The organism is Acinetobacter guerrae (genome assembly GCF_009372255.1).
In the GTDB taxonomy this organism is placed as follows: Bacteria; Pseudomonadota; Gammaproteobacteria; order Pseudomonadales; family Moraxellaceae; genus Acinetobacter; species Acinetobacter guerrae.
In genome coordinates this window covers 129,064-156,062 of record NZ_LXGN01000007.1, presented here as the reverse complement: position 1 = coordinate 156,062, position 26,999 = coordinate 129,064, and the positions used below count along the sequence as shown (strand labels likewise).

Below are 26,999 nucleotides of genomic sequence, written 5' to 3'. Positions count from 1 at the left end.
ATGACATGAATAAGTCACTATTACTTTTTATAACTACGTTTATATTTGTACCCACTGCTGTATATGCAAGTGATTTAAGTTGGGGTGATCCTGATGAAAATCTGGGGGAAATCAAACTTTCAGGTGCAATACGAACTCATTTTTCTAGTAAGGATTATCAGGAAAAAGCCAATGAGGGTCAAAATAATCTTTGGCGTTTAGCGGATATTCGTTTGGTGCTAGATTATGAAAATCCAGATTGGCTGGCTTCGATAGATGGACGCTGCTATCGATATGATCAACTTTGTGATGCGGTTTTTTTACGTCACGCATGGCTTGGCTATAAATTTGATGATGAACAACGTTTGAATTTGGGATTGCAACCGATTGATTTTGGTTTAGGGGAGTTTTGGGGCAGTAGTTATTATGAAACGCTCATGAACACGGCAGGTTTTGAAGATATTTCAAATCTAGGAATTCAATATCAATTATCTCATCAAAATTATCATTTAAGTTTAGGTTTTTATCCGCGTGATGGGGGAAATTATAAAGGCACATCTAAAGACTCAAGTCGTTATAGCGCGAATTTTGTTGCAGCAGATGATTTGGATGAAGGTACTCATCTTAAAGAAAAAAATATGTGGATTGGGCGATTATCCAAAAAGTTTTCTTTAAATGATAGCAAAAAAATGTCGACTGAACTTGGAACATCTTTCTGGTATTCGGATATTGAAAATAAAAGAACCCAACACAATGGTCATCGTAATACATGGAATATTTTTGCAACGACCAATTATGGTGATTGGCAATGGATGAGCCTATATGGCGAGCAAAAAATTAAAAATAGGGATGATTTTTTTCCAGAATATTCTACTTTAGGTGCTTTTGACTTCCCTTATCAACTTGCCAATAAAGGTCAGTATCTGGTCAATGAAATAAACTATACTTTTCAAAAACCATATTTTCATTTGGAAAATATCAAGCCTTATTTGTCGCATAGTCGTTTTTTTAAAGATGAATCAGGTTATAAAGATTCCGAGCGATTAATTGGTGGTGTTGGCTTTAATTACAAGGCAATCGGCGTACAAGCTGAATATATCATGAGTCGTAATGACCCGATGAATGGCGGAGACGCTGAAAGTTTGGCACATGGGAATCAAAGTCAAAATGGTTGGGATAAAATGTTTTATCTGGCGGTTGGTTACTATTTTTGATTATCGGGTTTTAAGCTCAATACATACTAGAAAATGTATTGAGCTTAAAGATTAGGTCGATTTTAAATGTTTAGAAATCACATTGAGCGTCTCTGAACGAAGGTAAAATGGTTTCAGTAAATTAAAGATTAAAGGCTCTAACAAATTTTGTTCATCTAATGCTTGAATCGCTTTCGGATAAAACCGTAATGCCTCTGTTTGTATATCGAGTTCAGTCAGACCAACACCAAACAATAAATCTTGTAGTGTTTCATCTTCATAAAACCGATAGAACACTTCAACGCCATGCAAAATCAGGTTTTGCATCAAAGGGGATTGACGTAATTCTTTCCAATATTCATAAATTAAAACGAAAAATTCTTCAATATCAATTGGTTTTAGGTGAGAAATGTACTGATAAATGGTTTTTTCTTTGACATCATCCCAAATATCGCGAATCAAAATTTCTAGATCTTCATTGGTGAGAATACTTAACTCTGCAAGCTGTTGTTGAATAAACTCAGCCAGATAATCTTCAAGTTTCTGCTCAATACGCTGCTGCTGAATGTTAGAAAAGTTGAGTAGTTTGCGCTTCCATTCAGCTCCATTTTGTTCAGACAACTGACTTTTTAGCTTAAAAGATGTGAATAATGCGGGAAGCTTATTTTGTAAAATAGTCGTGGCAATAAAGTGACATAACTGCCGAATTGCAGGGCTACTTTTTAGAAACTGATTCAAATAAACCCGTACATTATCTAACTCTAAAAATTTGGATAACCAGATTTCAAATTGTTGATCAGAAACCAGATCATTTACAATTGAGGTGGATTGAAGCATGTACAGATAAATCTGTTGAGAAATTTCACCAATGAACTCTAGTAAACCCGCACCAAGTTGCATTTCAAGCGCATAGCGTTTGACTACATCTTGTAATTGTTCAAGGCTAACCACCTGACCTAGTGTTAAGTATTGAGACGTATTAAAAATGAGATGCGTAATATGTTTTAGATATTCTGGTGAATGTGCACCAGTAAGCTGCTGTTTAAAATAACTCACTTGCTCAAGCAAAAGTGCTTGAGCAAGTTGTTCGCTAGGCGATAATGTCTGATCCGTGACAATTTGATCCTTAGATGTCATCTGGTCTCCAACCATTTACAATAGGGTAGCGGCGTTCGCGACTAAAAGCACGTGAGCTGATACGCGGTCCAATCGAACCCTGACGACGTTTATATTCATTTCGATCGACTAAACGAATGACTTTTTCAACCACAGCTTTATCGAAACCTTTGGCAATAATATCGGCCTGACTTTGATCTTCTTCAATATAGGCATAAAGAATAGCATCCAAAATATCATAAGCAGGTAATGAGTCCTGATCTTTTTGGTCTGGACGTAATTCTGCCGATGGCGGTCGAGTGATCACACGCTCAGGAATTACAGGTGTATCACTTAAGCTATTACGATATTTCGCCAATTCAAATACGATAGTTTTATAGACATCTTTGAGGACTGCAAAACCACCGACCATGTCGCCGTAAAGTGTGCAATAACCGACTGCCAGTTCAGATTTATTGCCTGTAGAAAGTACTAGATTGCCAAATTTATTGGATAATCCCATCAATAAGGTACCACGCGCACGGGCTTGTAGATTTTCCTCAGTGGCATCGGCTGGGCTGTTGCCAAAGAAAGGATAAAGCGTTTGCATAAAGCTATTCACGATATTGTGAATTTCAGCAATCCCAAACGTTACACCCATACGTTGTGCTTGTTCAGAGGCATCTTCTACACTGATTTGGGCAGTGTATGTATAAGGCATCATGACGGCTTGTACTTTATCTGGACCTAATGCATCAACAGCAATTGCAAGCGTTAATGCAGAATCGATTCCACCAGATAAGCCTAAAATCACACCAGGAAAACCTGAACGCTGAACATAGTCACGCGTAGCCATAACCAATCCCTGATAGATTTCAGCAATTGCATCAAGGTTGGGTGATGGATCTGCCACATTAAACTTTTTATCTTCAGGATTAAAATCTGTGAAATAAAGAGCTTCTTTAAAGCTAGGGGCTTTTAGTGCAAGGCTGCTGTCATGGTTGATAATAAAACTACTACCATCAAAAATTAGGTCATCCTGTCCACCGACTTGATTCACATATATCAGATTGACATTAAATTGTTTAGATAACTCAGTCAGGGTTTGAACGCGGTGTTGAGGTTTACCTACTTCATAAGGTGAAGCATTTAAAATCAAAATACTGTCAACGTTAAGCTGTGCAACCTGTTTAACGGTATTGAGTGACCAGATATCTTCACAAATCAGTACGCCAAATTTATGACCTAGATATTCAAAAACGAGATGCTGATGACCTTCATTAAAATAACGTTTTTCATCAAAAACGCCGTAATTCGGCAGATTATGTTTATTATAAATTCCAAGTACTTGACCGTCTTTCATTACAGCAGCAGAATTATAACGCTGACCTTCTTCAGTCAAATGTACAAAACCAAATACCATGACGATATCTTTGATTTCAGCAAGCTGTTTAAAGGCTTTATCGATACGTTTGGCAAGCGCTGGACGCAACAATAAGTCTTCAGATGGATAACCGATCACTGAAAGTTCTGGGAAAATAATTAAATCAGCATTTTGTTTTTTTGCTTCAAGTGCTTGCTCAATCATTTTTTGAGCATTCGCATCTATATTGCCAATATGCGGTGAAAATTGGGCAAGGGCAATTTTAAAACTTTTCATCCAAACCTAATCCTAGATTAAATATATAGATATACACAACATGTTGATTTATCATTTTTTTTGTTCAACTCTGTGTATGAGGTAACAAAATAAAGTTAACGTATAACGTAAAAGCGCAAGGTGGATAATATATACCAATCCAATGTTTTTCGGCGTAAAAAATGACAAGTTTTTGCATATTATTATGGAATACTTACAAATTGACATTTTTTATGCAATTCATCATAGCATTATATTAAGCTCAAGATGATTTGTTTAGAAATAATATGATATACGGTTTAAACAAGTACTTAGTGCTAAAGAAACGTTTACTGACCAAAGCCGAAAAGCAATTGGCGGTCAGTATATTTGGCACATCACTGCAACTTGAAGGCATTCAGATTGTAGCGCATCGAATGGTTTTAAAACATTTTGCGATAAGCCCCAATGGAAATATTTACTTTAATCTAGCTAACTGGAGTGAAGATTTTGCGCAGGAAACAATTTTAAAGCAGTCATGGTTTATTCATGAACTGGTTCATGTCTGGCAGGTACAACAAGGAATCAAACTAATTCGTAAAGCGATTTTTGATCGGCAATATCGTTATGTATTGGAGCAAGGTAAGCAATTTTTCCATTATGGTGTCGAGCAGCAAGCCCAAATGGTGCAAGACTATTTTATTCGCTTGCATACGGGAAAAAACTGTCAGGATCTAGCAGAATGTATTCCTTTTCTTCCTCATTCAAGCCGTCATGATCTTTGACATTGTTAAGTCATGATCTTTGACATTGTTAAAATACTTGCAAAAACACATAAGAAAAATTAATTCATATTGAATAAGACAGAGGTTAAATCGCAGCAATGATTTAACCTCTGTGAGCTGGTTTAAACTGGGAAAATTTAAACCAAAATAAATGCTGTTAAGAGAAACAATTTCAATTACTGAGCAGGAGATGGTTGTGTAGGTTGACCCTGTCCTTGTGCTTCGGCTGCATTTTCAGAAGTGGGTTGTGCAGAGGTTGGTTGACCAGCAGCAGATTCAGGAGCAGCAGTAGGAGATTCCTGAGTAGATACCACTACTTTTTCCTGTTCTTTTGCATGATCTGCTTTAGCAGCAAAAGTCGTTGCAGCAGTTAAAGCAAATGTCGAAGCAAGTAAAATTTTAACGAGTTTCATTGGAGGCATCCTTTATTTAATTTAAATTAATTAAAAGCAAAATTGAATCACTTAAAATAAGCGACTAAATAACTTTGCTTGAACATCATGCTAGAAGCTCTGTTGACAAGCGGCAATCAATGAAACAATGCGTAACCTACTGGATTACATAAAAACACAATTCATCATAAACTGTATTTTTATTGTAAAAATCACTTAATTTAATTCTATATAAAATGTATGGATTTATTTCATGGTGCTTAAAAAATGCTCTCTACAATTACTTGGTTTTACATAAAAGCGGCAGAGCGTAGGTCTTTATGATTGGATATTCCATTTGATTTTAATTTTTTTGCGTTTTTTTAAATATTAAATGTGCTGTTGATCACACCCTTACTTTTTAAAAATTATTTATGGGGCGGCTGTGTATTTTAATACTTCATAATAAGATAGATTCAGTTGCCAGATTAAATTGAATAAATTTTATTTGCTCCCTTGATTGATAAGTTGAGTTTAACGTGAAAATCATTAATGCTAAAAGTGTTCCTACACATATCATTTCAGGCTTTTTGGGTGCGGGAAAAACCACATTGTTGCAGTATTTACTTCAACAAAAACCTGAACATGAAGTTTGGGCAGTCCTTATGAATGAGTTTGGTCAAATTGGCGTTGATCAACAGCTTTTACCTCAGCAACAAGGCTTTGAAATCAAAGAACTGCTTGGTGGATGCATGTGCTGTAGCAGTCAATTACCTTTGCATATTGCATTGGCTCGTTTGCTTTCAGAATCGAAACCTGATCGTTTATTTATAGAACCAACAGGATTGGGACATCCCGCACAGTTAATGGAACAATTGACAGAACCTCACTGGCAAAGCAGTCTGAACATGCGGGCATTGGTGACAGTCGTCGATGGTAGTCGCTTGCACCAAACTGATTGGGTAAAACAAAATTTGTATGAAGATCAGATCAAGGCTGCTGAAATTGTTGTTATATCACATGTTGATGTCATGACCTTTGAAGATGATCAAGCATTGTTGCAACTTCAGCAAGAATATGAGGTTTACCAACAAAATTGGTTAAAAGTCGCGCATGGCGAGCTTGAGTTAAAGCAGATTGATCTGGCACATGTCGCGCATGAACGTAAAATTCAACCTTTACTTATACAACAAAGACAGCACTCGACAGAGGAAACAACACCTGAAATTAAAGAGTTGCCTTATCATTATGTAGAGCATGCGCAAGGTTACATTGTTGCAGGCTGGAAGTTCCCGCGTCGTTGGGTTTTTAATTTTGAACAATTGTTAGATATGTTATGTGATCAGCACGATTGGTTACGCATAAAAGCCATTTTTAATACCAATCAAGGATGGATGTATTTTAATTGCAATCCGCATCAATTTAATTATAAGTCTGGTGATGAAAATATTGATAATCGGATTGAAATGATTAGTCAGCATGAACACAACTGGCTCAAACTTGAAACTGAGTTACTAGCAGCTAGGATGGAAACCTGATTAGGTTTCTATCCTGTTTTAAGGCTATTCTGAGCTTATTTTAATTAATGTGATTGTTGATCCAGCACTGCTTTGGCTTTTGCATGGTCAATATCTTTTTCCCAATGGGCAATGACCACTGTAGCGACACAGTTGCCAATTAGGTTGGTACATGCGCGTACAATACCAATAAACCAATCTACTGAGAGCAAAAGCACTAGACCAATCGCAGGTAAACTTGGAATCACAGATAAAGTTGCAGCTAAAATGACTAAGGCTGAACCCGGGATACCATGTGCGCCTTTAGATGTGACCAATGAAACCAGCAAAATCGCAAGTAGGTTATGCATGGATAGATCGATATTACACGCTTGTGCGATAAAGATAACGCCTAATGTTAAATAGATCGAAAATCCATCCAGATTAAAAGAATAACCCGTTGGAATGACCAAACCCACTGTTGAGTCTTTAATCCCAAGCGCTTTTAACTTTTTCATGATTTGTGGCAAAACTGAATCAGAAGAAGCGGTACCGAGAACAATAGATAATTCATCTTTAAAGTAATTTAAAAATTTGAAAATATTCAAACCCGTTAATTTAAGAATAAAACCTAAAATTCCCACGACAAAGATTATACAAGTGAGATAAAACAAAATTACCAGATAGCCCAGTTGCATGAGCGAATCCAGTCCGAACTTTGCAGTGGTATAAGCAACTGAGCCTAAAACTCCTAAAGGTGCAAGACGAATAATCAGTCCCATCATCTTAAACAAAACCTCGGAAAAGGCTTCAATAGCTGGGCAGACGATGGCTGAGAACTGCTTGGGAATGAGTAGTAGGCTAATACCAAATAAAATCGCAATTAATAAAACTTGTAGGATGTCTCCATCTGTAAATGCTCCAAATAATGTTTTGGGAATAATATGCAAAATAAAATCTGAACCAGAACTGATGGCATGCGCACGTTCTGTGTAGGTGCTGAGATCTTTGCTATCGAGTGTGCTGATATCAATATTCATTCCAACGCCTGGTTTGAATATATAAGCCACTGCTATACCCAAGACTAGCGCGATAGTAGTGACGATTTCAAAATACAAAATGGTTTTTGCACCAACTTTCCCCATTTTTTTGATATCACTTGCACCATAAATACCCAATACCACTACACAAAATACAATTGGTGCGATGAGCATTTTTATCAGAGAAATAAAACCATCACCCAACGGTTTTAAATTTAAAGAGAAATCATGGAAACTTATGCCAATCACGATACCTAAAATTAACGCGATAATGACTTGAATAAAAAGACTGGATTTAATTTTTTGCCACATCTTGCATGTTCATCATTGAGAAATCCTCCGAACAGTGCAAAAAGCTCGCCAGTTTTAGGTTTTGCAATAAAAAATACCGAAGTGATATCTATAATAAATGATTGGAAATTTGAACAGACCCATACGATGACTTCAATCTGAGCTATAAAATCAGTTATGCTAGCGCCCATCAAAAATGGACAGTTTCATTATGGCGCTCAAAGCAACGATTTATAAAGCAGATTTAAATATTGCAGATATGGATCAGCATCAATATGGTGATTATCAGCTTACATTGGCTTTGCATCCATCTGAAACCTTAGAGCGTTTAATGGTTCGTATTGTGGCTTTTGCGCGTTATGCAGATGAACAGCTTGAATTTACCAAAGATCTATTTGAAACCGATGAACCAGCTTTATGGAAGAAAGATTTAACAGGTCAACTTGAGCAGTGGATTGAAGTTGGCTTGCCTTCTGAAGATAAAGTGAAAAAAGCAGCCGCACGGTGTAAACATGTTGCAGTCATTGCCTATGGCTCACAAGTAGAAGATTGGTGGAAAAGAAATAGTAAAATAAAAACCCTTGAGAAAGTTGAAGTTTGGCAAATTTCTGCGGATAGTTCTGCACAGCTTGAACAACTATGCCAACGTACCATGCAGCTTCAACTAAATGTTATGGATGGCGAGTGGACTCTTATTGGTGATCAGACGCAAGTTGTGATTCAGTGGACGCAACTACAAGGTCTAGCATCTCATTATTGAAAATAAGCGATTTGAACTGGAGAATTTGTCATGACTAAAGAACTTGAAATTATTGATCTAAAAGTGGGCGAGGGGAAAGAAGCAGTCAAAGGTGCTTTAATTACTACTCATTATACAGGTTGGCTTGAAGACGGAACCAAATTTGATTCTTCGCTGGATCGTGGGAATTACTTTGAATGTGTCATTGGAACTGGCCGTGTAATTAAAGGTTGGGATCAGGGCATTATGGGAATGAAAGTCGGTGGAAAACGTAAATTAATCGTTCCTTCGCATCTGGCTTATGGCGAACGAAAAATGGGTAAGATTATTCCTGCAAACTCAAATCTGATTTTTGAGATTGAATTGTTTGATGTAAAAACACGTGACAATTGAGCAATCAAACGAGATTACGCATCGAATTTTTATAATATTGAAGATTTGATGCGTAGTTTTAAGCGATGTTAGGCTTTCTTGATTTTTTATTTGAATCATTGTTGAATTTGTTACTTAAAAAATAACTTTTGACATTTAGACGACACTATTTTTTGTATTGTTCATCTTGTTAAAACCGCGACATTTAAATCTACATTACAGAATCAAATTTAATTGATCTTTTTAAGCACGATATTGATTAATATCAACAAAAAGAGAATCACATTTTAGAAAAGTATTTTTCATCGTTTTTTATATTTTAAATTGAATATTTCAATAAATTTACTACAATTTTGTGTGATTTAATTGACCTTTATTTATGTAAAATTAGATCAATAGGCAAAACCTATTTTAGAACTAAGTGTATAGACTTAGAGTTATTGTAATACCAAGATAAAAGCAACAATAAGAGACGAAGACTATGAATGACTATACAGACTTAACTGCCACAGAGCTTTTAAAAGAATTGCATCATTTTTTTATGATTGATACTAATCAAGAGGAGTATTCAGGATTATGGGTACAAGAAAAGGTCAATTTCGATAAGCATTATTGGTTAGACGAGGGCTATAAAGTTGAATTGATTAAAGAGACATTATCTATGCATCCGCATCAATCTGCTGATTATCGCATTACATTATTACAAGATGCTGAACGGATCACTTTATTGGATTATGATGGTGTCAATAAAAAAATAAAAATCTTCCGCCGTGGGCATTGGATTAATCGTTTATATAAGTATTTATATCAAAAAGAACGTTACTATCTAGAGCAAATGGCTGAAAATCCTAATTTTGCCACGATTGAGTATTAAAAATTTTATAATGAATCATTCTTAAGAAAAATTTAGTTTAATCATTAGACTTTATTGTAATTTACATATGAAAAAGGTGGCTTTTTTGCCATCTTTTTTTATGCGAAAATATAAATCGAATCAACTCTTTTTGAGTATTTTTTGTACTAAAACAATTGTTTGAATATTCATATAAAGGAGTTTTTTATTTTTGAAATATGACTGTAAAGTTAAGAAAAACCTACAAAAAATTTTAAGTTTCTTTTCAGATTTGATTAGTATAACTGACACTGTTAAAAGCCTGATGGATTTCTGTCAAAAGCAATGGATTGTGGTCAGTAGAAAAGACATTTTCGACGAGACAAAACCTTCAGAAAATAACCCGAATTGAAAGATGATATTTCTATGCCAACACGCTTTCCCTTGCAAACTTTAACTTTGAGCATTTCATTACTGTTCAGTTCTATCGGAATAAGTTATGCCCATGCAGAAACATCGGCAGCCACTGATCTTCCTACAGCAGCGGAGATACCAGCTGTGACTGATCCTCATACAGGCGAAGCACCAGAAGAAGAGCCACAGATTGATGTGTCGACTTTAACGATTATTGGTTATCACGAAATTACATCTAAAGATGCTGTTATTCCAGATTATGCTGTAACTCCGCAGCGTTTTGAATTGCATCTAGATTGGCTTATTAAAAATGGTTATCACTTTATTAGTGTTGATCAACTGATTAAAGCCAACGAAGGTAAACTCAAATTACCACCAAAGCCAGTTTTACTAACGGTAGATGATGGTTATCAATCTTTCTATCAATATGCATATCCGATTTTAAAAGCACGTAAAATACCTGCTGTATTGGCTGTGGTCGGTAAATGGCTAGAAGTTAAACCTAATAAAATGGTGCAATTCGGTGACGAAAAACTTGAACGCAGCAAATTATTAAGTTGGAAAGAAATTAAAGAAATGCAGGACAGTGGTTTAATCGAAATAGGTAGCCACAGTTATGATTTGCATCATGGTGTAACGGGTAACCCACAAGGTAACTCTGAACCCGCAGCAACCACGCGTATTTATGATGATAAAACTAAAACTTATGAGTCTGATCGCGCTTATGAAAAACGCATCAGTGATGATTTAAAGAAAAATATCGAAACCTTTAAGGCGAATGGCATTCGTGCGCCACGTGTGATGGTTTGGCCATATGGTCGCTATAATATGGAAACTGTGCGTATTGCTAAAAAACTCGGTATGCCAATTACCATTACACTTGATGATGGGCCTGATCATGTGACCAAATCTTTAGGTCATTTAAGTCGTATTCTGGTGATGAAAGGTGAAAGTACCGACGACTTAGCGCAGGATATTTTAACTCGTCAAATGAATTTGAACGATAATAACCGTCCGCAAAAAATCATGCATATCGATCTAGATTATATTTATGATCCTGATCCAGCACAGATTGAACGTAATCTGGGGCATGTACTTGATCGGATTCGTGCTGCTGGCGTAAATACAGTGTATTTGCAGGCCTTTTCCGACCCAGATGCCAACGGTTCTGCGGATATGGTGTATTTCCCAAATCGTTATCTTCCAATGCGTGCCGATTTGTTTAATCGCGTAGCTTGGCAAATTTCGACGCGTACTTCGGTCAACCGTGTTTATGCGTGGATGCCTCTGATGGCATGGGAATTGCCAAAAAATAATCTAGCATCTAAAAAACTGGTGGTGACCCAACAGCCTAAAGACAGTGACCACTTGAACATGGGATACATTCGTTTAAGCCCATATTCACCAGAAGCACGTAAAGTGATTGAAGGAATTTATACCGACTTGGCAAAATATTCCACATTTGATGGTATACTATTCCATGATGATACCACTTTATCTGATTATGAAGATGCCAGTCCAGATGCATTGAAAGCCTATGCAAAAGCAGGCCTGCCTACTGATCTGGATAAAATTCGGAATGATGATGCTTTGTTATCTAAATGGACTGATTTTAAAATCAAGACGATTGATAACTTTGCAATGAAGCTTGCTTCAGATGTGCGTTATTATCAGCCTTATTTACTGACTGCGCGCAATATGTACGCGCAAGTTGCTTTATCTCCTTATGCAGAAAACTGGTATTCGCAGTCTCTGGAGCAGTCACTAAAACGTTATGATTTTACTGCAATTATGGCCATGCCTTACATGGAACAAGCAGAGAATCCGACCAAGTTCTATCAGGATATTGTAAAACGTGTAAAACAATATCCAAACGGAATCAAGAAAACTGTATTTGAATTACAGGCGACTAACTGGCGTACTAATCAACCTGTGCCATCGCAGGAGCTTGTCGATACGATTCGTTCCCTGTACAGCCAGGGTGCTATGCACGTTGGATATTATCCAGATGATCCTTTTAAAGATCATCCTGATACCCAAATGTTGCATGATGTATTTGCGACTAAACCTTCAAAGTTAGTCCCGTAGTAGGAATTGACCATGTCAACAACCTTACAGCATTTATGGCATTCAGCACTGAACTTCGTGTTCTATTATCCGCTGTTTATGTCGTATTTGTGGATGATGGGTGCGCTGATCTTTTATTGGAAAGAGCGTAAAGAGCCCCCATATCAGCAACCAGCGGAATTAGATGTTTATCCTATGGTTGCTGTACTGATTCCCTGCTTTAATGAAGGGGATAATGCAGAAGAAACGATTAGCCATGCTTTAGGTCTGGATTATCCTAATTTTGAAGTGATTGCCATCAATGATGGAAGCTCAGATAATACGGCACAGGTATTAGATCGGTTGGCTGAACAGCATGAAAAATTACGTGTAGTTCATTTGGCACAAAATCAGGGTAAAGCTGTCGCATTACAGGCAGGCAGTTTGTTGACTCAAGCTGAGTTTCTGATTGGGATTGATGGTGATGCATTACTAGATCCTCATGCAGCCAAATGGATGATTCGTCATTTTCTGCAAGATCGAACTGTGGCAGCTGTAACTGGTAATCCGCGTATTCGTACCCGTTCAACTTTATTGGGTCGAATTCAGGTCGGTGAGTTTTCTTCAATTGTCGGCATGATCAAACGTGCGCAGCGTAGCTTTGGACGTTTGTTTACGGTTTCTGGTGTCGTTACAGCATTTCGTAAGAGTGCTGTGCATGAAGTTGGATATTGGTCACCCAATATGCTAACTGAAGATATTGATATTACTTGGAAACTACAACGTGCTGGTTGGGATATCCGTTTTGAACCGAATGCGTTGGTCTGGATTTTAATGCCTGAAACCTTAAATGGTCTATGGAAACAGCGTTTACGTTGGGCAATGGGAGGCGCACAGGTTTTAGTTAAAAATCTGGATGTGTTCTTTAAGCCAAAACTGAATTTTTTATGGCCTTTGTTGTTTGAGTTATGTTTGACACTGGTCTGGTCATATTTAATGTTAATTATGGCAATTCTCTGGTTACTGCATTTTGTGGTGCCGCTTGGAGATTTGTCTGGAATCAGCTCGCCATTTTTACCTTATGGCAGCGGAATATTATTAGGTGCGACGTGTTTACTTCAATTTGCTTTAAGCAAATGGATGGACAGTCGTTATGAACCTAATCTTGGTAAAAATTACTACTGGATGATTTGGTATCCGTTTGTATTTTGGTTAATCACCATTACTGCTACAATCGTGGCCTTTCCTAAAGTCCTCCTTCGTGGTGATGAAAAACGCGCGCGCTGGGTCAGTCCTGACCGTGGCATGCGCATGTAGATATTAAGCATGTTTTCGAGAAAATTTCATGAAATCTAACAATTTGATTATCGACGTGCGCCATCAATTGCCATGGCACAGACGCTATGTATCAAATACTTCAACCATGATGATGTGGGGCGCGTGGTTACTGTTATGGCGCCCGTTTATTCTGGTCTGGGCTTTAGTTGAGCTAGAAAAAAGTCATTTAATCCATCAGATTTTCCATGCCTTTAGTCTAGGATTAGAGCATGGTATTACTTCTCTCATTGCCTGTGCAGTTGCACTATTGCTATGGAGTAATTATATTCCTGCAAAAAGTGTTAAGCGATTGCACGAAAAAGATGTGGCAGATTATGCGCGTTATTTTGAACTGGATGAAACCCAGATTCATCAAGGGCGTATGCAGAAAATTAGTGTGGTACATCACGATGAGACTGGTCGGATCACACATATCGATTAAGTGATTGAGTCAATTATATTAAAATGCACAATGCCAGTTTGTTTAAGAGCAAACTGGCATTTACATTGGTCAAGTATGATTACATAGATACTGCATAAGTCGAGCGCAGTGAAACATAAGCTGTGAGTGATTTTTCTATAATAGCCCGAATGCCAATGATGGCCGATCATTCGCCAGTCTACTTTATTAAATGGAATTTATCAGGATCATGCAACTTAAAGATGAAGATTTCTCATAATGGATAAGTTTACCAAACTCAATGCAGTTGAAAGCATTCGCGGGTTGGCTTGTCTCGCTGTGGTATTTTCGCATCTCAGCTTAAGTTTTTATCCTTATTTACATCATTTTGATGAACACGATGTTGCACGTAATGCATGGGTACATTTTATTCATCATTCACCTTTTGCATTTTGGTACTCAGGCACAGCCGCCGTTTATGTTTTTTTTGTTTTAAGCGGCTTTATTTTGTCCTATGTAGTTTGTAATAGCCGCAATATGCAAATGAAGCTGCAATCGATGATGGTAAAACGTTATCCACGTTTAGCCATTCCTGCTTTAGGTTCATGTATTTTACTTTGGGCGGCGTTACAGTTTAGTGACATCGATAGTTCTCAAGTGCAGTATTGGCTAAAGGTTTTAGCGACACAAGATATTGGTTTTGCTCAGGCGGTCTATGAAGGCACCATTGGCTCATTTCTGTTTGCAGAATCTAGCCTAAACTGGGTGTTATGGACCATGCAAGTTGAATTATTGGGTTCATTTTTGCTATTTGGGCTATTGTATATTTACAGTCTGGATAAACGCCTATTTTTGCCTCTTGTTTTACTTTTTCCGACCACGTCTATTTTCTTTCAGAGTCAGGAGCTATATTTAGGATTATTGTGTTTTTTGATTGGGTCACTTATATATTTTTATGGTCAAGTCATTCGTTCATCAATATTCGCTATTTTTTTATTAGCACTTGGTCTTTATTTGGCAGGCGTACACAATAATAGTTCGGCTTATTATTGGATTTACTCTTTAGTCGGAGAACGAACTTATGAATACTGTAATTTTGTCGCAGGCATTCTGATTGTATATAGTATTTTGATGAATCCAATGTTATCGAAAAAGCTAGATAATCGAGTTTGCGTCTATTTGGGCAAATTATCATTTTCAATTTATTTATTACATTTGCTTTTAATGTATTGCGTATGTCTACCAGTCTTTAATTATTTTATGGCTTTAGGTTGGGGTTATGATTCTGCTGCGATTTGTTCAATTTTGATATTTTTTATCGCATTGATCATCTGTGCTGATCTATATAGTCGTTATGTCGATACTTTAGCGATTAATTTGAGCAATCGTTTATCCGACTGGGTTTTAAAATAATTCATTTAGTGAATAGAAATCATTTGCGTATAGTCAGAAACATTTCATAATAGCGCTTTCCCTTTTGATGTATAGAACATGTCTCCACTTGAGATTGTTGCAGTGATAATTAGCGTGATTGGTGTTGGTCTCACCATTAAACGCAATATGTGGTGCTGGTGGTTTAACTTTTTGGCTTTTGTTTTATATGCTTATTTATTTTTCACTTTTAAGCTATACGGCGAAACCATCCTGCAATTTTTCTTTATGGTGGTGAACTTTTATGGTTTTTATCACTGGCTCAAAGGCAAGCAGGTCGATCACGACATTCGAATTGAACCAATTGCTATACAACTGGTGATTTTGCAAATGGCAATTGCCGCAGTAGGCGGCATCATTTTCGGATTGAGTTTAAAGTATTTCACCGATGCTGCTGTACCCATGCTAGATTCTCAACTGGCTGCGTTTAGTCTACTCGCAACGTATTGGACAAGTCGTAAGCATATTGCAACATGGATATTATGGGTATTTGTCGATATTGTTTATGTCGGGATGTTTATTTACAAAGACTTATATCTGACCGCAGGTTTATACGCTGCATTTGTCATTATGGCTGCCTTTGGTTGGTGGCAATGGGAGCAGGTTAAGCGTAAACAACAGACAAAATTAGTGATATGACAATACTTGATCTGGAACAATACAAACAGGAATGTTTTGATCAATTAGCCACGAAAATTTGCCAATCCCCTGAGTATTATCTGGATTTTGATTCTGTGTCCGATGTCTATAAGGCAAAATGGCTTGATGATTTTCCTGTAGGAACAACATGGGCTGTTTCTGGCTTAGACGATGGTGCAGAAGACTTTTGTATTTCGATTCAATATAAAACCCCATACAAAATAAAAAGATTAAGTATCGAAATGAAGCAAGGACATTACAAGATCGATATGAATATATAAAGCATCGATGATAATTGCGAATTAAGATAGATAACATTGAATATTAGAGATGAAATCAGATGACGGATAAACTGGTAATCATGTTTCATGGAGTTGGCAGTAATGGTCGTGATCTATTGCCGATTGCACAATATTGGCAACGTCAAATTGATGGCTTGAGTATTGCATCTCCAAATGCACCTTTTCCATTTATGCATAGCCATGAAGTTTTTGAATGGTTTAGTCTGACAGGCATTACCGAAGAAAATCGCTTTGAGCGTATCGAACAGGCACGAGAATATTTCGATCAAACAGTTCAGCGGATACTGGATGAGCAAGGCTTTGTTGATCGGCTTCATCACGTTATTTTCTGTGGATTCTCACAGGGAACAATTATGTCTTTAGATGCGGTTGCTTCTGGTCGCTGGCCCATCGCAGGGGTGATTGGTTTTTCTGGACGCTTAGCTTCACCCATAGAGGGCAATGCGAACCAGACTGCCAAAATTAGCTTAATGCATGGCGAAGCAGATGAAGTGATACCTGTCTATGAAAGTCAGGATGCCTTTAAAGCTTTACGTGAAGCAGGTTTTAATGTCGAACTGGAAACCTATAAAGATCTTGGACATTCTGTGAATGAGCTTGAGCTTAAACGTGGTTTGGAATTTCTCAAATCTCTTTAAAAAATCAAAGCTCGTAAATTTAACGTTTACGAGCTTTATTAAAGATCGATAGCTTTGTTGCCTTTTCTAAATTTGCTATCAAATACTGGAATGCTTGATAGATGATTCAAATTTCTTTTTAAATACCATTGCTGTCACACATGCCATCATTGCGAGTGCGAATATATAGTACATCGAGCCTATCTTACTGTAATGGCTTAATATCTGAATGAAAGGCAGGGTTAAACCACCCACAATGGCATAAGACACATTATAAGAAAATGAAATACCTGAAAAACGAATAGGTGCGGGGAACATTTTCACCATACTGCATGACACCATGCCGACAGTACCTGAACATAAACCCAGCAACATATATAATATGAAAATGGTGATGTGACTGGCATGACCAAGGCTGTTATAGAAAATGGCGGCAATAATTGCCAGTGCAGTGGCACCAATTATCATCACTTTGGCACAACCAAAACGATCAGCCAATGTTCCTGCTAAAATACAGCCAAGCATTTGCATGATAATCGCCGCACTTTGCATTTCAAATGCACTGGCACGATCATATCCGAAAGCTGTAGTGAGTAGATTAGGCATCGCCAAAATGATGACTACAACACAAGCGGTTAGAAACCACGTAAATAACATACCAATGACAACTGCTGCTTGATGCTTTAGCAAGACCTGTTTGACTGGTAACTCCTTGGATAATTCTTTACGTGCTTGCATGGCTTTAAATACGGGTGTTTCTTTTAAATAACTGCGTAAATACAACGCAAATAATCCAAAAATCCCACCTGCGATAAATGCAATTCGCCATGCCCAAGCATGAATTTCAGTTTCACTAAACTGTATTGATATCCATAAAGACATCAATGCACCCAGTAAAATTCCTAAGGATAATCCTGCGGTTAATAGACCGTTAGCAAGCCCAATGCGCTGCTCAGGCACATGTTCAGAAACGAATGTCCATGCCGCAGGGATCTCGCCACCAATTGCAATTCCTTGTACTACACGCATCAACAATAACAACAGCGGCGCCAAATAACCAATGGTTTCAAAGGTAGGCAGAATGCCAATGATTAAAGTGGGCAATGCCATTAATAAAATAGAGAGCGAGAAAAGTCGTTTACGCCCGACTAAATCACCAAAATGTGCCATGATCACACCGCCAAGAGGACGGAAAAAATAACCCGCTGCAAAAATTCCATAGGTATTTAGCATCGCCCAAAATGGACTTAAACTGCTCGGAAAAAATAAATCTGAAATGATCTTGGCGTAAAAGACATAGATGACAAAATCGTAAAATTCTAAAGCTCCGCCGAGAGATGAAAGTGCAAGTGTACGTTTATCCTGACGGGAAAGATGTGGGGTAGCATCCATGCTGCAATGATTCAAAAATAAAATAAGTGGCTCGATATTACTTGAAATTTAACTTAAAAGGAAATCCGACAGATTCAAAATTAACTTAAGCAAAGGAAAGCCATTTTTTATTTTAAATATAAGTCAGATTGAGAGTTTTTATAATTAAAATCATATACGTATAAAATAGGGAATGATTGAAAGTAATATGCCAATGACAGTGATGAGCGTTGCATTTTCAATAAAATACGGGAAAATCATCAGTACTAGACCGCACACTAAAGGCACGATGACTTTTTGCTTTTTTCCATACATAAAATAGCCTAAGCCAATGCAACTAAAGACCAATCCTAATAAAAGTTGTGCAGTATTCATGTGCTTAATTTCTACGATTTTTTATCAGTCTTAGCATAAAAATAAAATCTGAATCGTAGATTAAAGCATCAGACTTAATTTTATTTAGAGGGGAAACTTTGGGTGAGCGTGATCATCAGAAAAGTCATAGATTCATAAAATTGTGATGTGCTGCTAAGATAATAAAAGTAGATCAAGATTGTCCCATGACGAGGTATAAATGCCAATCAAACTTATTGCAGTTGATATGGATGGAACCTTTTTAAATTCAGAGAAGAAATACAACAGCTCACGTTTTTTTAAACAGTATAAGCAACTTAAACAGCGCGGTATTCATTTTGTCGCAGCCAGTGGGAATCCGCTTTATACCCTAAAAGCTTATTTCCCAGAGATTGCGCACGAAATGGCTTTTGTAGCAGAAAATGGCGCTTATGTGGTCGATGGAACAGAAACTTTAAATTATGATTATTTTAATTCAGATGTATTGCAGCAAATTTTGGGTGACTTAAAACACGATTATGCGCAAAACTTAATTCTATGTGGTAAAGACAGTGCCTACATAGAAAAAAGTGTCAGTGAAAAAACACAGCAAAAATTAAAAATTTATTTTAAAAATTTGAGACAAGTTGATGATCTGAGTCAAATCGATGATCAAATTTGTAAAGTGACGCTAACGACTGCGCAACAGGACAATCAGCAAATTTTGAATGATCTTGAGCAAAAGCCCTATATGCGCGAGAAACTAGCCAAAATGGTTTCAAGTGGTTTTGGTTTTATTGATCTCATTATTCCAAATCGACATAAGGCCTATGGATTACAGCTTTTGCAACATAAATGGGGCATTACCCATCAGGATGTATTAGCAATTGGCGATAACTACAACGATCTAGAAATGATTCAAATGGCTGGTTATGGTTTTGCGATGCAAAATGCAGTACCTGAACTGAAACAAGTTGCCAAATATATTGCTCCAAGCAATGAGCATGAGGGTGTACTGGATGTTTTAGATTTGGTTTTAAATGCTCAGCCATTTCAAATTTATAGTAAAGAAGATGTATATCTGGAAAATATTTGATTTCAATATACAAAGTTGCTGTATGTCGTAATAAGTGATTTGGGTCTGATATTTATTCATTCTATTGATGATTGTTGAGCGAACAAAACGCTTTAGTTAAATATTGAAAAACCTTTTATCAAATTGATTTTGAGTTTCGACTTGTCAACCTGATAATTCAATCGCAAAATATCAATGAAATACATATAGGTCTATGAGATGAACACCTTTTTACCTGTTGCAAAACGTGGTGAAGCAATCTTGAAACTTGAGGCGGCACCAGTTGCCGATTCGGAATTAAATAGTGAGTGGCTCAAGCAGTTAGCCGCTGCCATGCACAATACGATGCTAGAACGTAATGGCGTTGGAATTGCAGCACCACAGGTCTATATTTCTAAAAGAATCATTATTGTTGCGTCACGTCCAAATCCACGTTATCCCGATGCACCAGAAATGGATGCAGTGGTGATGGTGAACCCTGAAATTTTAGAATTTTCTAATGAAACATGTTTAGGAGAAGAAGGCTGTTTAAGTGTTCCAAATGAACGTGGTGAGGTAGAGCGAGCCTATTCGGTCAAAGTACGTTATCAGTCGATACAGGGAGAATATTTTGAGATGAATTATGATGGCTTTCCTGCACGAATCGTACAGCATGAAGTCGATCATTTAGATGGTATTTTATTTATCGAACGGCTAAGTTGAGTATATTTTTATAAGCTTTCAAAATAAAAATTGTATTGCGGTGACAGTCTATTTTAAACATTCTGAAAAATAATAAATGTGCCAATAATCATTACAAAAAACATAAATTTAGCATTATCAAGACCCTGTACTATAAATTCAAATTGAAAATAAAGACCAGAAAGGGCGGATTTGATGAAAACTCCATTACCAGATTATCTAGAACATGTACTTGATGAATGTGATGGTGATGATAGCGGACATCTGGCTGATTATATTCCAGAGTTGGCAAATGCAAATCCAGATCGGCTAGCTTTAGCGATGTCTACAGTCGATGGAGAGATCTATTCAGTTGGAGATGATGAAATTGAATTTACCATCCAGTCGATGTCAAAACCCTTTACGTATGCCTATGTGTTACAGCAACTTGGCATCGATGAAGTTTTGCAAAAAGTTGGTGTCGAACCTTCAGGCGAAGCCTTTAATGAGATTTCATTGGGCACAGATCGACGTCCTAAAAACCCAATGATTAATTCGGGTGCAATTACTACACATTCCCTTATTCCTATAAAAGAAGGCGTGGATAGTGCAGAGATTTTACGTTTATTTATGAGTGAGCTAGCAGGGCGAGAGCTACGTTTTGATGAGTCCGTATATCAATCAGAAATTAAAACTGCCTACCGTAATCTTTCAATCGGTTATATGTTAAGAACAGTCGGAATTTTAGAAACTGATCCTGTTGATATTGTGAATGGCTATATTCGCCAATGCTCAATATTGGTCACGGTAAAAGATTTGGTACGTATGGGAAGCGTGCTTGCCAATGGTGGAGTCGACTCCAAAACGGGCAAACGTTTATTGAACCGTTCAGTGGTAAGACAAGTGCTTAGTGTGATGATGAGTTGTGGCATGTATGATGCCGCAGGTGACTGGCTGACCACAGTGGGTATCCCTGCCAAAAGTGGTGTGGCGGGTGGAATTTTGGGTGTTCTACCGGGTCAAGTGAGTATCGCAGCCTTTTCACCCAAACTGGATGAACATGGTAATAGTGTGCGCGGGATTGATGTGATGGAACGGCTTAGCCGTGATATGGGGCTGCATTTAATGGAAGGAACGCCTTCAGCACAAACCATTGTACAAAGTCATTATCGCACTGGAAAAGATGCATCATTAAGTGTTTATGTGTTACGTGGAGTTTTGAAGTTTACCGAAGCAGAAATGTTATTGCGTATTTTTCAACATGAACCTATCGATCAAAGTACGATCATTATAGATTTAACCCAGATTTCACTTATTCATGATGTCGGAAAACGTATGTTTCTTGAAGGCATTGACCGTTTGATTGATGATGGTCATAGTTTACTGCTGGTCGATCCTGAACAGCGACTGGATCATGCCCGAACGCATAAAGATCGGGTTTTACATGTTTATCAAGATTTGGACGATTTAATACAACAACAAAAAGATATTTCAAATGAGGCTGACTAGCTTTATATCGTTCCCGTTTTAAACTGCTGAGGGGTTTTTCCTAAATGCCGTTTAAACATGGCACTAAATGCACTTGCACTGGCATAACCAAGGGACTCGGAAATTTGATAAATTGCATAACCATCTGCAATTTTGCTTAAAGCCAGCGCGATATGCATTTGTTGGATCCATGCCCGATATGAAAGTCCAGTTTCTTTTTGAAACATACGCATGAGTGTACGGGAACTGGTGCCGATTTCATCTGCCCATGTATTTAAATCTTTTAACTGATCTGGCGCTTGTAAAAGTGCTTTGCAAATCCCAATCAGGCGTTTGTCTTTGGGCCACGGAATTTGAATTGCCAACGAATTGGCATGTTGGATTTCATTAAAAATAACCATTTGCAAGGCATGTAAAACTGGTTGTGATATTTCTATTTGTTGTTTTTTAAGTTGATCCAATTCATTAAAACGAATCAATAATTCGTGCAATAAGTTACTGACTCGAATCAAAAAGCAATTTTTGCCCATTGCATAGGCAGCTTGTTCTTCAATTAACGCCGTATTTAATTTTACCTGACTTAAAAAAGTCACACTATGCTCAACACGAGGAGGAATCCAAAGCGCACAGCGAGGTGGTAAAATCCAGAGTTGATGATCGGTATAGACCTGAATGCTTCCCATTGATGCGTATAATAACTGTGCCCGAAAATGCGCATGAGCATACGTTGTGTCCTTATAAGCGTGTTCTGATGACAAGCCAATAATCAGATCAGGTTCAAAAGTAGATGAAGACATAACCAGATAATTTTGTCACTTAAGCGATATATATTGGAACATAGCGCTATAAGCGACACATTACAATATCCATCTAAATCAAAAAAAGTGTGGAGTTTTCGGAATGACATCTTCAATTCCGTTAAAGGAAAATATCAGAGAGCAGGCGAGTTCCCATGTACAGCCACAGCAAATGATAATTAAAGTGGTGGGTGCTGTTGCAATTGCACATCTACTCAATGACTTGATTCAGGCAGTACTTCCTGCGATTTACCCAATGTTGAAAGCCAATTTTGCCCTCAGTTTTACTCAAGTGGGCTTAATTTCATTGGTTTATCAGGTCACAGCATCTCTGTTACAACCATGGATTGGACTATATACCGATAAACATCCGAAGCCCTATTTACTGCCAATGGGAATGTGTGTGACTTTTCTAGGAATTTTGCTGCTCGCATTTTCGCCTACTTTTACTGTATTGTTGATCGCATCAGCCTTGATTGGGGTTGGTTCATCGACCTTCCACCCAGAGGCTTCACGTGTTGCACGTATGGCATCGGGCGGACGTTTTGGTACAGCACAATCTACGTTTCAAGTGGGTGGAAATACGGGAACTGCAATTGGCCCTTTATTGGCAGCCTTAATTATTGTGCCCTTTGGACAACATGCAGTGGCTTGGTTGGTGGTCTTTGCATTATTGGCGATTTGGATATTAACACGTGTGAGCCAATGGACAATTCGCCATGCCAAAACTCAAGCTGTTTCGCGTATTGTCAATGCCAGTAGTAAATTACATGGTCGTCAATTAACGCTAGCAATTGGCACGATTTGTTTATTGATGTTTGCTAAATTTACCTATATTGCCAGTATCAGTAACTATTTTACTTTTTATCTGATCCATAAATTTCATGTGAGCTTACAAACTGCACAACTGCATTTATTTGCATTCTTGGCAGCCGTAGCCGTGGGAACATTTGCAGGTGGGCCAATTGGCGACAAGATCGGGCGTAAAGCGGTGATCTGGGTGTCTTTTGCAGGCATGGCACCGTTTGCACTGATGATGCCATATGCTGATTTATTCTGGACGACGATTCTTTCAATCATTGCTGGTTTGGTGTTGTCTTCAGCTTTTGCGGCAATGGTAGTTTATGCTCAAGAAGCAGTTCCAGGACGTGTAGGCATGATTTCAGGACTCATGTTTGGTTTGATGTTTGGTGTGAGTGGGATTGCCGCAGCAGGGCTTGGACATTTGGCGGATATCAATGGAATTGAATGGGTATTTAAACTATGTTCGTATTTGCCATTGCTTGGTTTGGCAACCTTCTTTTTACCAAAGACTCATGTGAAATCAATGTGATTGATCAAAATTATCCCCTGTAAAAGGGGATAATTTAATTCTGTAAAATTAGAAAAATATTTACGACTCATTTAAAGTCAGTCTATGTTCTTGGATTTTTCTTCGTTTCAGCAGATTCATGTATAATTTGATGATTGCGTAACATTATAGGTTAAATCATGAAATCTGAATTCTATCAGGGAAAAATTAAACAATACGATGCAACAAAAGGTTTTGGATTTATTGGTGGCTTAGAGCAGGATATTTTTTTCCATATTTCGGATTTTCCGCTTGAAGGGGGTGAGCCTAAACGCAATGAACGCGTCAAATTCATGGTTGTTGAAAATAACGGTAAATATAAAGCTGTAAAAATTGAAAGAGTCATCGACCAATCTGCCAAAGCTAAAAAAACTAGAGCGATGGAAGCGAATAAGTCGATTACCAATGCCTTGCTAGATGGTTTTAGGAAGTAGAGATTAAATCAAAAAATATGAGATAACTTATTTATTTTTAAATCATTTAGATATTGAGAAGAAATATGAGTGAAAGTGTGTTGAATAAGGTTGAATTAATGATTGAAACCATTAATAAAATCCACGCTGATTTTTCACGAGATTATTTTGAAACAGGGCGTATTGACAAGATTAATTTGTCTAAAACCATTGCTCGTATACCATATCAACATATTTCAAAATACCGTTTAAATTTACATGAAAGTATTAATGATTATTTAATTAAGAATAAAAAAGGCTTTTTATTGCAGTATTACTATCGTGTCAAAACTTTAGAAAGTATTGATGATAAGATTAATCGGTATTCATTAAATACAGATCAATATCCAGTGAATAACTGGTTAAATGATATTTTTGGTGCAAGAATTATTTTAAATACACAAGAAGTTGAAAAAATTAGTGAATTGCTAGATGGATGGCAAGAAAAATTTGGTTTAAAAAATTGGTATTTTCGAGATAAAAGTGGCTATCGAGGTTTGCATACCGATTTTAAAAATAAATCAAATTTTTATTTCCCTTGGGAGTTACAAGTTTGGGAAGAAAAAAATGAACTGACCAATATTGAAAATTATGAGAAATATAAACGGACGTTTGTTTGAAAATTAATGAATGATGAAACCTTATAATAAAAATTTAAAGCTCCCATCTCGTGATTTACGTAAAAATATGACTGATGCAGAGCAAGTCTTATGGCAAAGTATAAGACGTAAACAGATTTCAGGATTGCAGTTTTACCGACAAAAGCCACTTCTTAATTTTATTGTGGATTTTTATTGCCCCGTAGCAGATCTAGTTATTGAATGTGATGGTGGGCAACATTATACAGTAGAAGGATTGGCGGCTGATCGGGCGAGAGATCAAGCTTTAAGTGAGTTAGGACTTATGGTTCTCAGATTTAGTAATCACCAGATTTTGACGGAGACTGACGCTGTTGTAGCACAAATTTATTGTGTGGTTCGGCAGAGATTGGAATCCCCCTAAATCCCCCTTTTCAAAGGGGGACTTTACTGCAAATTGAATATAGATATTAGATTCATGATACTCCCTCCTTTTTAAAGGAGGGTTAGGGAGGATTTATTGAAAAGAATAGATTGATTTAGTTTTTTTGTAATATATTGAATTTGCTATTTAAAATAAATTAAAGGTGGTTATTTAAATGTTGATTTGTAAAATGTGTATTGAAGAGAAATTACCACCTTATGAATATAGAAAAAATGATTTTGAGCCTAGCTTTTGTGAAGAATGCCAGAGTGAAACTCAACATTTAGATTATGAAATTTTTAAAAATAAATTATTCGATGTGATATCTACTAGCTATAAATTTTTAAGTGATCTACCTTATAGATCTGGCTGGTTTTATGAAGGACATCAGGAAGATGGAGTAAGTGATTTTTATAATCTTATTGAATGTCTTGAGCTAGATGAAGAACTAACAGAAAAATTAGCTGAGGATGGTGATAAGCATTTTGGTAATGAGTTATTGATACTGTATGACGACTCCTTAGAAGAGTATGAAGGGTGTAATAAAGAATTTGAGTGGGAATGCATTCAAAAAAGCTTTAAACATGAATTTAGATTTTTTAATACCAAACTAAAGGATTTTTTAGATCATACATTTGAATACTTGCTAGTTAACCAAAATATCAATCAATCACTTTTTAATATTATCCCAGTAAATACTATTTTATATCGTGGTAGAAGTTTTGATAGCCTTAAAGATCTAATGAAAGAAGTTAATAAGGATAATTTAACAATTAAAGTGGAAACAGAAAATGAAATAATAGCAAAAAATATTAGGGATAAATTTGGGTTAGTACCTTCATTCTTAGCTAGTGATCAACGAATGACACCTTTTGGGATATCTGCTCTTTATTTATCTACAGATAAAATGGCATGTGTCGCTGAAATTAGAGCTTTAGTTGGACAATATGTTGGTATTGCACAATTTTCTAATAGAATAGAACTGAAATTATTAAATCTAAATAAATTAGCAAAGGGTTTTTATCCTCATTATTTAGATGAAAACTATTTAGAAAAACTAGATGTTTATGTATTTTTCAAAAAACTCATAGCAAGTGTATCTAAGCCAAAACTTGAAAGTGGAAAATTTGATTATTTGATAAGCCAATACTTTTTTGAATACTTGAGAGTGAAATTCGGAGATCAGATTCAGGGGATATTTTTGAAATCAGTTCAATTACCCACAGCAGATAATATCATCTTATTTCCTGAGGTGACAGATGAAGGAATTGATAGTTCTTTTTCAGCAGGAAATAATAACATTTATTTTTCATGGAATAAGGAATCAAGGTCTGGTTTATGTATTTCACAAGTTAAATCAATAGTAATTACAACTGAGATTGAATATATATCTCATCCACGAATGACAGAATCAACTGACTGGATTTAATCCCTCCCAATCTTCCTTTAAAAAAGGGAGGAGCTGCCACGTAATTTATTAGATACGTGCAAGT

At 36.8% G+C, this 26,999-nt stretch carries 28 protein-coding genes; 21 read left to right on the top strand and 7 right to left on the bottom strand.

Annotated features, from left to right (window positions below):
* Window positions 1–5 precede the first annotated feature (5 nt).
* Complete coding sequence (locus A7A69_RS06275) at window positions 6–1,193, top strand: porin (RefSeq protein ID WP_152876621.1); 1,188 nt, start codon at window positions 6–8, stop codon at window positions 1,191–1,193.
* Window positions 1,194–1,244: 51 nt separating this feature from the next.
* On the opposite strand, the gene A7A69_RS06270 is transcribed toward A7A69_RS06275, so the two are convergent.
* Complete coding sequence (locus A7A69_RS06270; protein WP_152876620.1) at window positions 1,245–2,309, bottom strand: hypothetical protein; 1,065 nt, start codon at window positions 2,307–2,309, stop codon at window positions 1,245–1,247.
* Window positions 2,299–3,927, bottom strand: a complete 1,629-nt coding sequence (locus tag A7A69_RS06265; RefSeq protein ID WP_151982075.1) for an NAD+ synthase — start codon at window positions 3,925–3,927, stop codon at window positions 2,299–2,301. The genes A7A69_RS06270 and A7A69_RS06265 overlap by 11 nt, the downstream gene beginning before the upstream one ends.
* A 266-nt stretch (window positions 3,928–4,193) precedes the next feature.
* Here A7A69_RS06265 and A7A69_RS06260 point away from each other — a divergent pair, with 266 nt between their 5' ends.
* Window positions 4,194–4,670, top strand: a complete 477-nt coding sequence (locus A7A69_RS06260) for a type IV secretion protein Rhs (protein ID WP_152876619.1) — start codon at window positions 4,194–4,196, stop codon at window positions 4,668–4,670.
* Window positions 4,671–4,846: 176 nt separating this feature from the next.
* On the opposite strand, the gene A7A69_RS06255 is transcribed toward A7A69_RS06260, so the two are convergent.
* Complete coding sequence (locus tag A7A69_RS06255) at window positions 4,847–5,083, bottom strand: hypothetical protein (protein ID WP_120369316.1); 237 nt, start codon at window positions 5,081–5,083, stop codon at window positions 4,847–4,849.
* A gap of 497 nt (window positions 5,084–5,580) precedes the next feature.
* Here A7A69_RS06255 and A7A69_RS06250 point away from each other — a divergent pair, with 497 nt between their 5' ends.
* Window positions 5,581–6,579 carry a GTP-binding protein gene (locus A7A69_RS06250; RefSeq protein WP_187349180.1) on the top strand — a complete coding sequence of 333 codons (999 nt, stop codon included), beginning with the start codon at window positions 5,581–5,583 and terminating at the stop codon, window positions 6,577–6,579.
* A 44-nt stretch (window positions 6,580–6,623) separates the two neighbouring features.
* On the opposite strand, the gene dctA is transcribed toward A7A69_RS06250, so the two are convergent.
* Window positions 6,624–7,889 (bottom strand): C4-dicarboxylate transporter DctA, encoded by a 1,266-nt coding sequence (gene dctA, locus A7A69_RS06245; RefSeq protein WP_151982069.1) that lies wholly within the window; start codon window positions 7,887–7,889, stop codon window positions 6,624–6,626.
* Window positions 7,890–8,079: 190 nt separating this feature from the next.
* On the opposite strand from dctA, the gene A7A69_RS06240 reads away from it, so the two are divergent.
* The 10 genes from A7A69_RS06240 to A7A69_RS06190 all read left to right on the top strand — a co-directional run bounded on the left by A7A69_RS06240 (window position 8,080) and on the right by A7A69_RS06190 (window position 16,998).
* Window positions 8,080–8,628 carry a YaeQ family protein gene (locus A7A69_RS06240; protein WP_120369319.1) on the top strand — a complete coding sequence of 183 codons (549 nt, stop codon included), beginning with the start codon at window positions 8,080–8,082 and terminating at the stop codon, window positions 8,626–8,628.
* Window positions 8,629–8,658: 30 nt separating this feature from the next.
* On the top strand, window positions 8,659–9,000 hold the full coding sequence (locus A7A69_RS06235; RefSeq protein WP_152876618.1) for an FKBP-type peptidyl-prolyl cis-trans isomerase: 342 nt from the start codon (window positions 8,659–8,661) through the stop codon (window positions 8,998–9,000).
* A gap of 460 nt (window positions 9,001–9,460) precedes the next feature.
* Window positions 9,461–9,853 carry a hypothetical protein gene (locus A7A69_RS06230; RefSeq protein WP_120369321.1) on the top strand — a complete coding sequence of 131 codons (393 nt, stop codon included), beginning with the start codon at window positions 9,461–9,463 and terminating at the stop codon, window positions 9,851–9,853.
* A gap of 384 nt (window positions 9,854–10,237) precedes the next feature.
* Window positions 10,238–12,313 carry a poly-beta-1,6-N-acetyl-D-glucosamine N-deacetylase PgaB gene (gene pgaB, locus A7A69_RS06220; protein ID WP_152876617.1) on the top strand — a complete coding sequence of 692 codons (2,076 nt, stop codon included), beginning with the start codon at window positions 10,238–10,240 and terminating at the stop codon, window positions 12,311–12,313.
* A gap of 12 nt (window positions 12,314–12,325) precedes the next feature.
* Window positions 12,326–13,588 carry a poly-beta-1,6-N-acetyl-D-glucosamine synthase gene (gene pgaC, locus A7A69_RS06215; RefSeq protein WP_120369323.1) on the top strand — a complete coding sequence of 421 codons (1,263 nt, stop codon included), beginning with the start codon at window positions 12,326–12,328 and terminating at the stop codon, window positions 13,586–13,588.
* A gap of 28 nt (window positions 13,589–13,616) precedes the next feature.
* Entirely contained in the window at window positions 13,617–14,030 is a 414-nt protein-coding gene (gene pgaD, locus A7A69_RS06210; RefSeq protein WP_120369324.1) for a poly-beta-1,6-N-acetyl-D-glucosamine biosynthesis protein PgaD, read from the top strand.
* A 237-nt stretch (window positions 14,031–14,267) separates the two neighbouring features.
* Window positions 14,268–15,401, top strand: a complete 1,134-nt coding sequence (locus A7A69_RS06205; protein WP_152876616.1) for an acyltransferase family protein — start codon at window positions 14,268–14,270, stop codon at window positions 15,399–15,401.
* Between the two features lie 78 nt (window positions 15,402–15,479).
* Window positions 15,480–16,058: a nicotinamide riboside transporter PnuC gene (gene pnuC / locus A7A69_RS06200; protein WP_120369326.1), complete on the top strand. Its 579-nt coding sequence runs from the start codon at window positions 15,480–15,482 to the stop codon at window positions 16,056–16,058.
* Window positions 16,055–16,339: a hypothetical protein gene (locus tag A7A69_RS06195; RefSeq protein ID WP_152876615.1), complete on the top strand. Its 285-nt coding sequence runs from the start codon at window positions 16,055–16,057 to the stop codon at window positions 16,337–16,339. The genes pnuC and A7A69_RS06195 overlap by 4 nt, the downstream gene beginning before the upstream one ends.
* A 59-nt stretch (window positions 16,340–16,398) precedes the next feature.
* The gene (locus tag A7A69_RS06190) at window positions 16,399–16,998 is read left to right on the top strand and encodes an alpha/beta hydrolase (RefSeq protein WP_152876614.1); all 600 of its coding nucleotides are present in this window, start codon (window positions 16,399–16,401) and stop codon (window positions 16,996–16,998) included.
* A 78-nt stretch (window positions 16,999–17,076) separates the two neighbouring features.
* Here the strand turns inward: A7A69_RS06190 and A7A69_RS06185 are convergent, their stop codons facing one another.
* Together A7A69_RS06185 and A7A69_RS06180 are read right to left on the bottom strand one after the other, a co-directional pair.
* Window positions 17,077–18,369: an MFS transporter gene (locus A7A69_RS06185; RefSeq protein ID WP_152876613.1), complete on the bottom strand. Its 1,293-nt coding sequence runs from the start codon at window positions 18,367–18,369 to the stop codon at window positions 17,077–17,079.
* 150 nt (window positions 18,370–18,519) lie between these two features.
* Window positions 18,520–18,723 carry an amino acid transport protein gene (locus A7A69_RS06180; protein WP_152876612.1) on the bottom strand — a complete coding sequence of 68 codons (204 nt, stop codon included), beginning with the start codon at window positions 18,721–18,723 and terminating at the stop codon, window positions 18,520–18,522.
* 199 nt (window positions 18,724–18,922) lie between these two features.
* Here A7A69_RS06180 and A7A69_RS06175 point away from each other — a divergent pair, with 199 nt between their 5' ends.
* From A7A69_RS06175 to A7A69_RS06165, 3 genes are all read left to right on the top strand, one after another.
* The gene (locus A7A69_RS06175) at window positions 18,923–19,777 is read left to right on the top strand and encodes a Cof-type HAD-IIB family hydrolase (RefSeq protein ID WP_152876611.1); all 855 of its coding nucleotides are present in this window, start codon (window positions 18,923–18,925) and stop codon (window positions 19,775–19,777) included.
* Between the two features lie 198 nt (window positions 19,778–19,975).
* Complete coding sequence (def, locus tag A7A69_RS06170; RefSeq protein WP_151982055.1) at window positions 19,976–20,458, top strand: peptide deformylase; 483 nt, start codon at window positions 19,976–19,978, stop codon at window positions 20,456–20,458.
* A 174-nt stretch (window positions 20,459–20,632) separates the two neighbouring features.
* Entirely contained in the window at window positions 20,633–21,925 is a 1,293-nt protein-coding gene (locus tag A7A69_RS06165; RefSeq protein WP_151982053.1) for a glutaminase, read from the top strand.
* Window positions 21,926–21,927: 2 nt separating this feature from the next.
* Here A7A69_RS06165 and A7A69_RS06160 read toward each other — a convergent pair whose 3' ends face one another.
* On the bottom strand, window positions 21,928–22,701 hold the full coding sequence (locus A7A69_RS06160; protein WP_152876610.1) for an AraC family transcriptional regulator: 774 nt from the start codon (window positions 22,699–22,701) through the stop codon (window positions 21,928–21,930).
* A gap of 103 nt (window positions 22,702–22,804) precedes the next feature.
* Between A7A69_RS06160 and A7A69_RS06155 the strand changes: the two genes are divergently transcribed.
* The 5 genes from A7A69_RS06155 (at window position 22,805) to A7A69_RS06135 (ending at window position 26,935) form a co-directional block, all read left to right on the top strand.
* Complete coding sequence (locus tag A7A69_RS06155; protein ID WP_120369335.1) at window positions 22,805–24,034, top strand: MFS transporter; 1,230 nt, start codon at window positions 22,805–22,807, stop codon at window positions 24,032–24,034.
* A 158-nt stretch (window positions 24,035–24,192) separates the two neighbouring features.
* The gene (locus A7A69_RS06150; RefSeq protein ID WP_152876609.1) at window positions 24,193–24,486 is read left to right on the top strand and encodes a cold shock domain-containing protein; all 294 of its coding nucleotides are present in this window, start codon (window positions 24,193–24,195) and stop codon (window positions 24,484–24,486) included.
* Window positions 24,487–24,551: 65 nt separating this feature from the next.
* Window positions 24,552–25,124, top strand: a complete 573-nt coding sequence (locus tag A7A69_RS06145) for a RelA/SpoT domain-containing protein (protein WP_152876608.1) — start codon at window positions 24,552–24,554, stop codon at window positions 25,122–25,124.
* Between the two features lie 13 nt (window positions 25,125–25,137).
* Entirely contained in the window at window positions 25,138–25,506 is a 369-nt protein-coding gene (locus A7A69_RS06140; protein ID WP_152876696.1) for an endonuclease domain-containing protein, read from the top strand.
* Window positions 25,507–25,681: 175 nt separating this feature from the next.
* Entirely contained in the window at window positions 25,682–26,935 is a 1,254-nt protein-coding gene (locus A7A69_RS06135; protein WP_152876607.1) for an RES domain-containing protein, read from the top strand.
* Window positions 26,936–26,999: the final 64 nt, after the last annotated feature.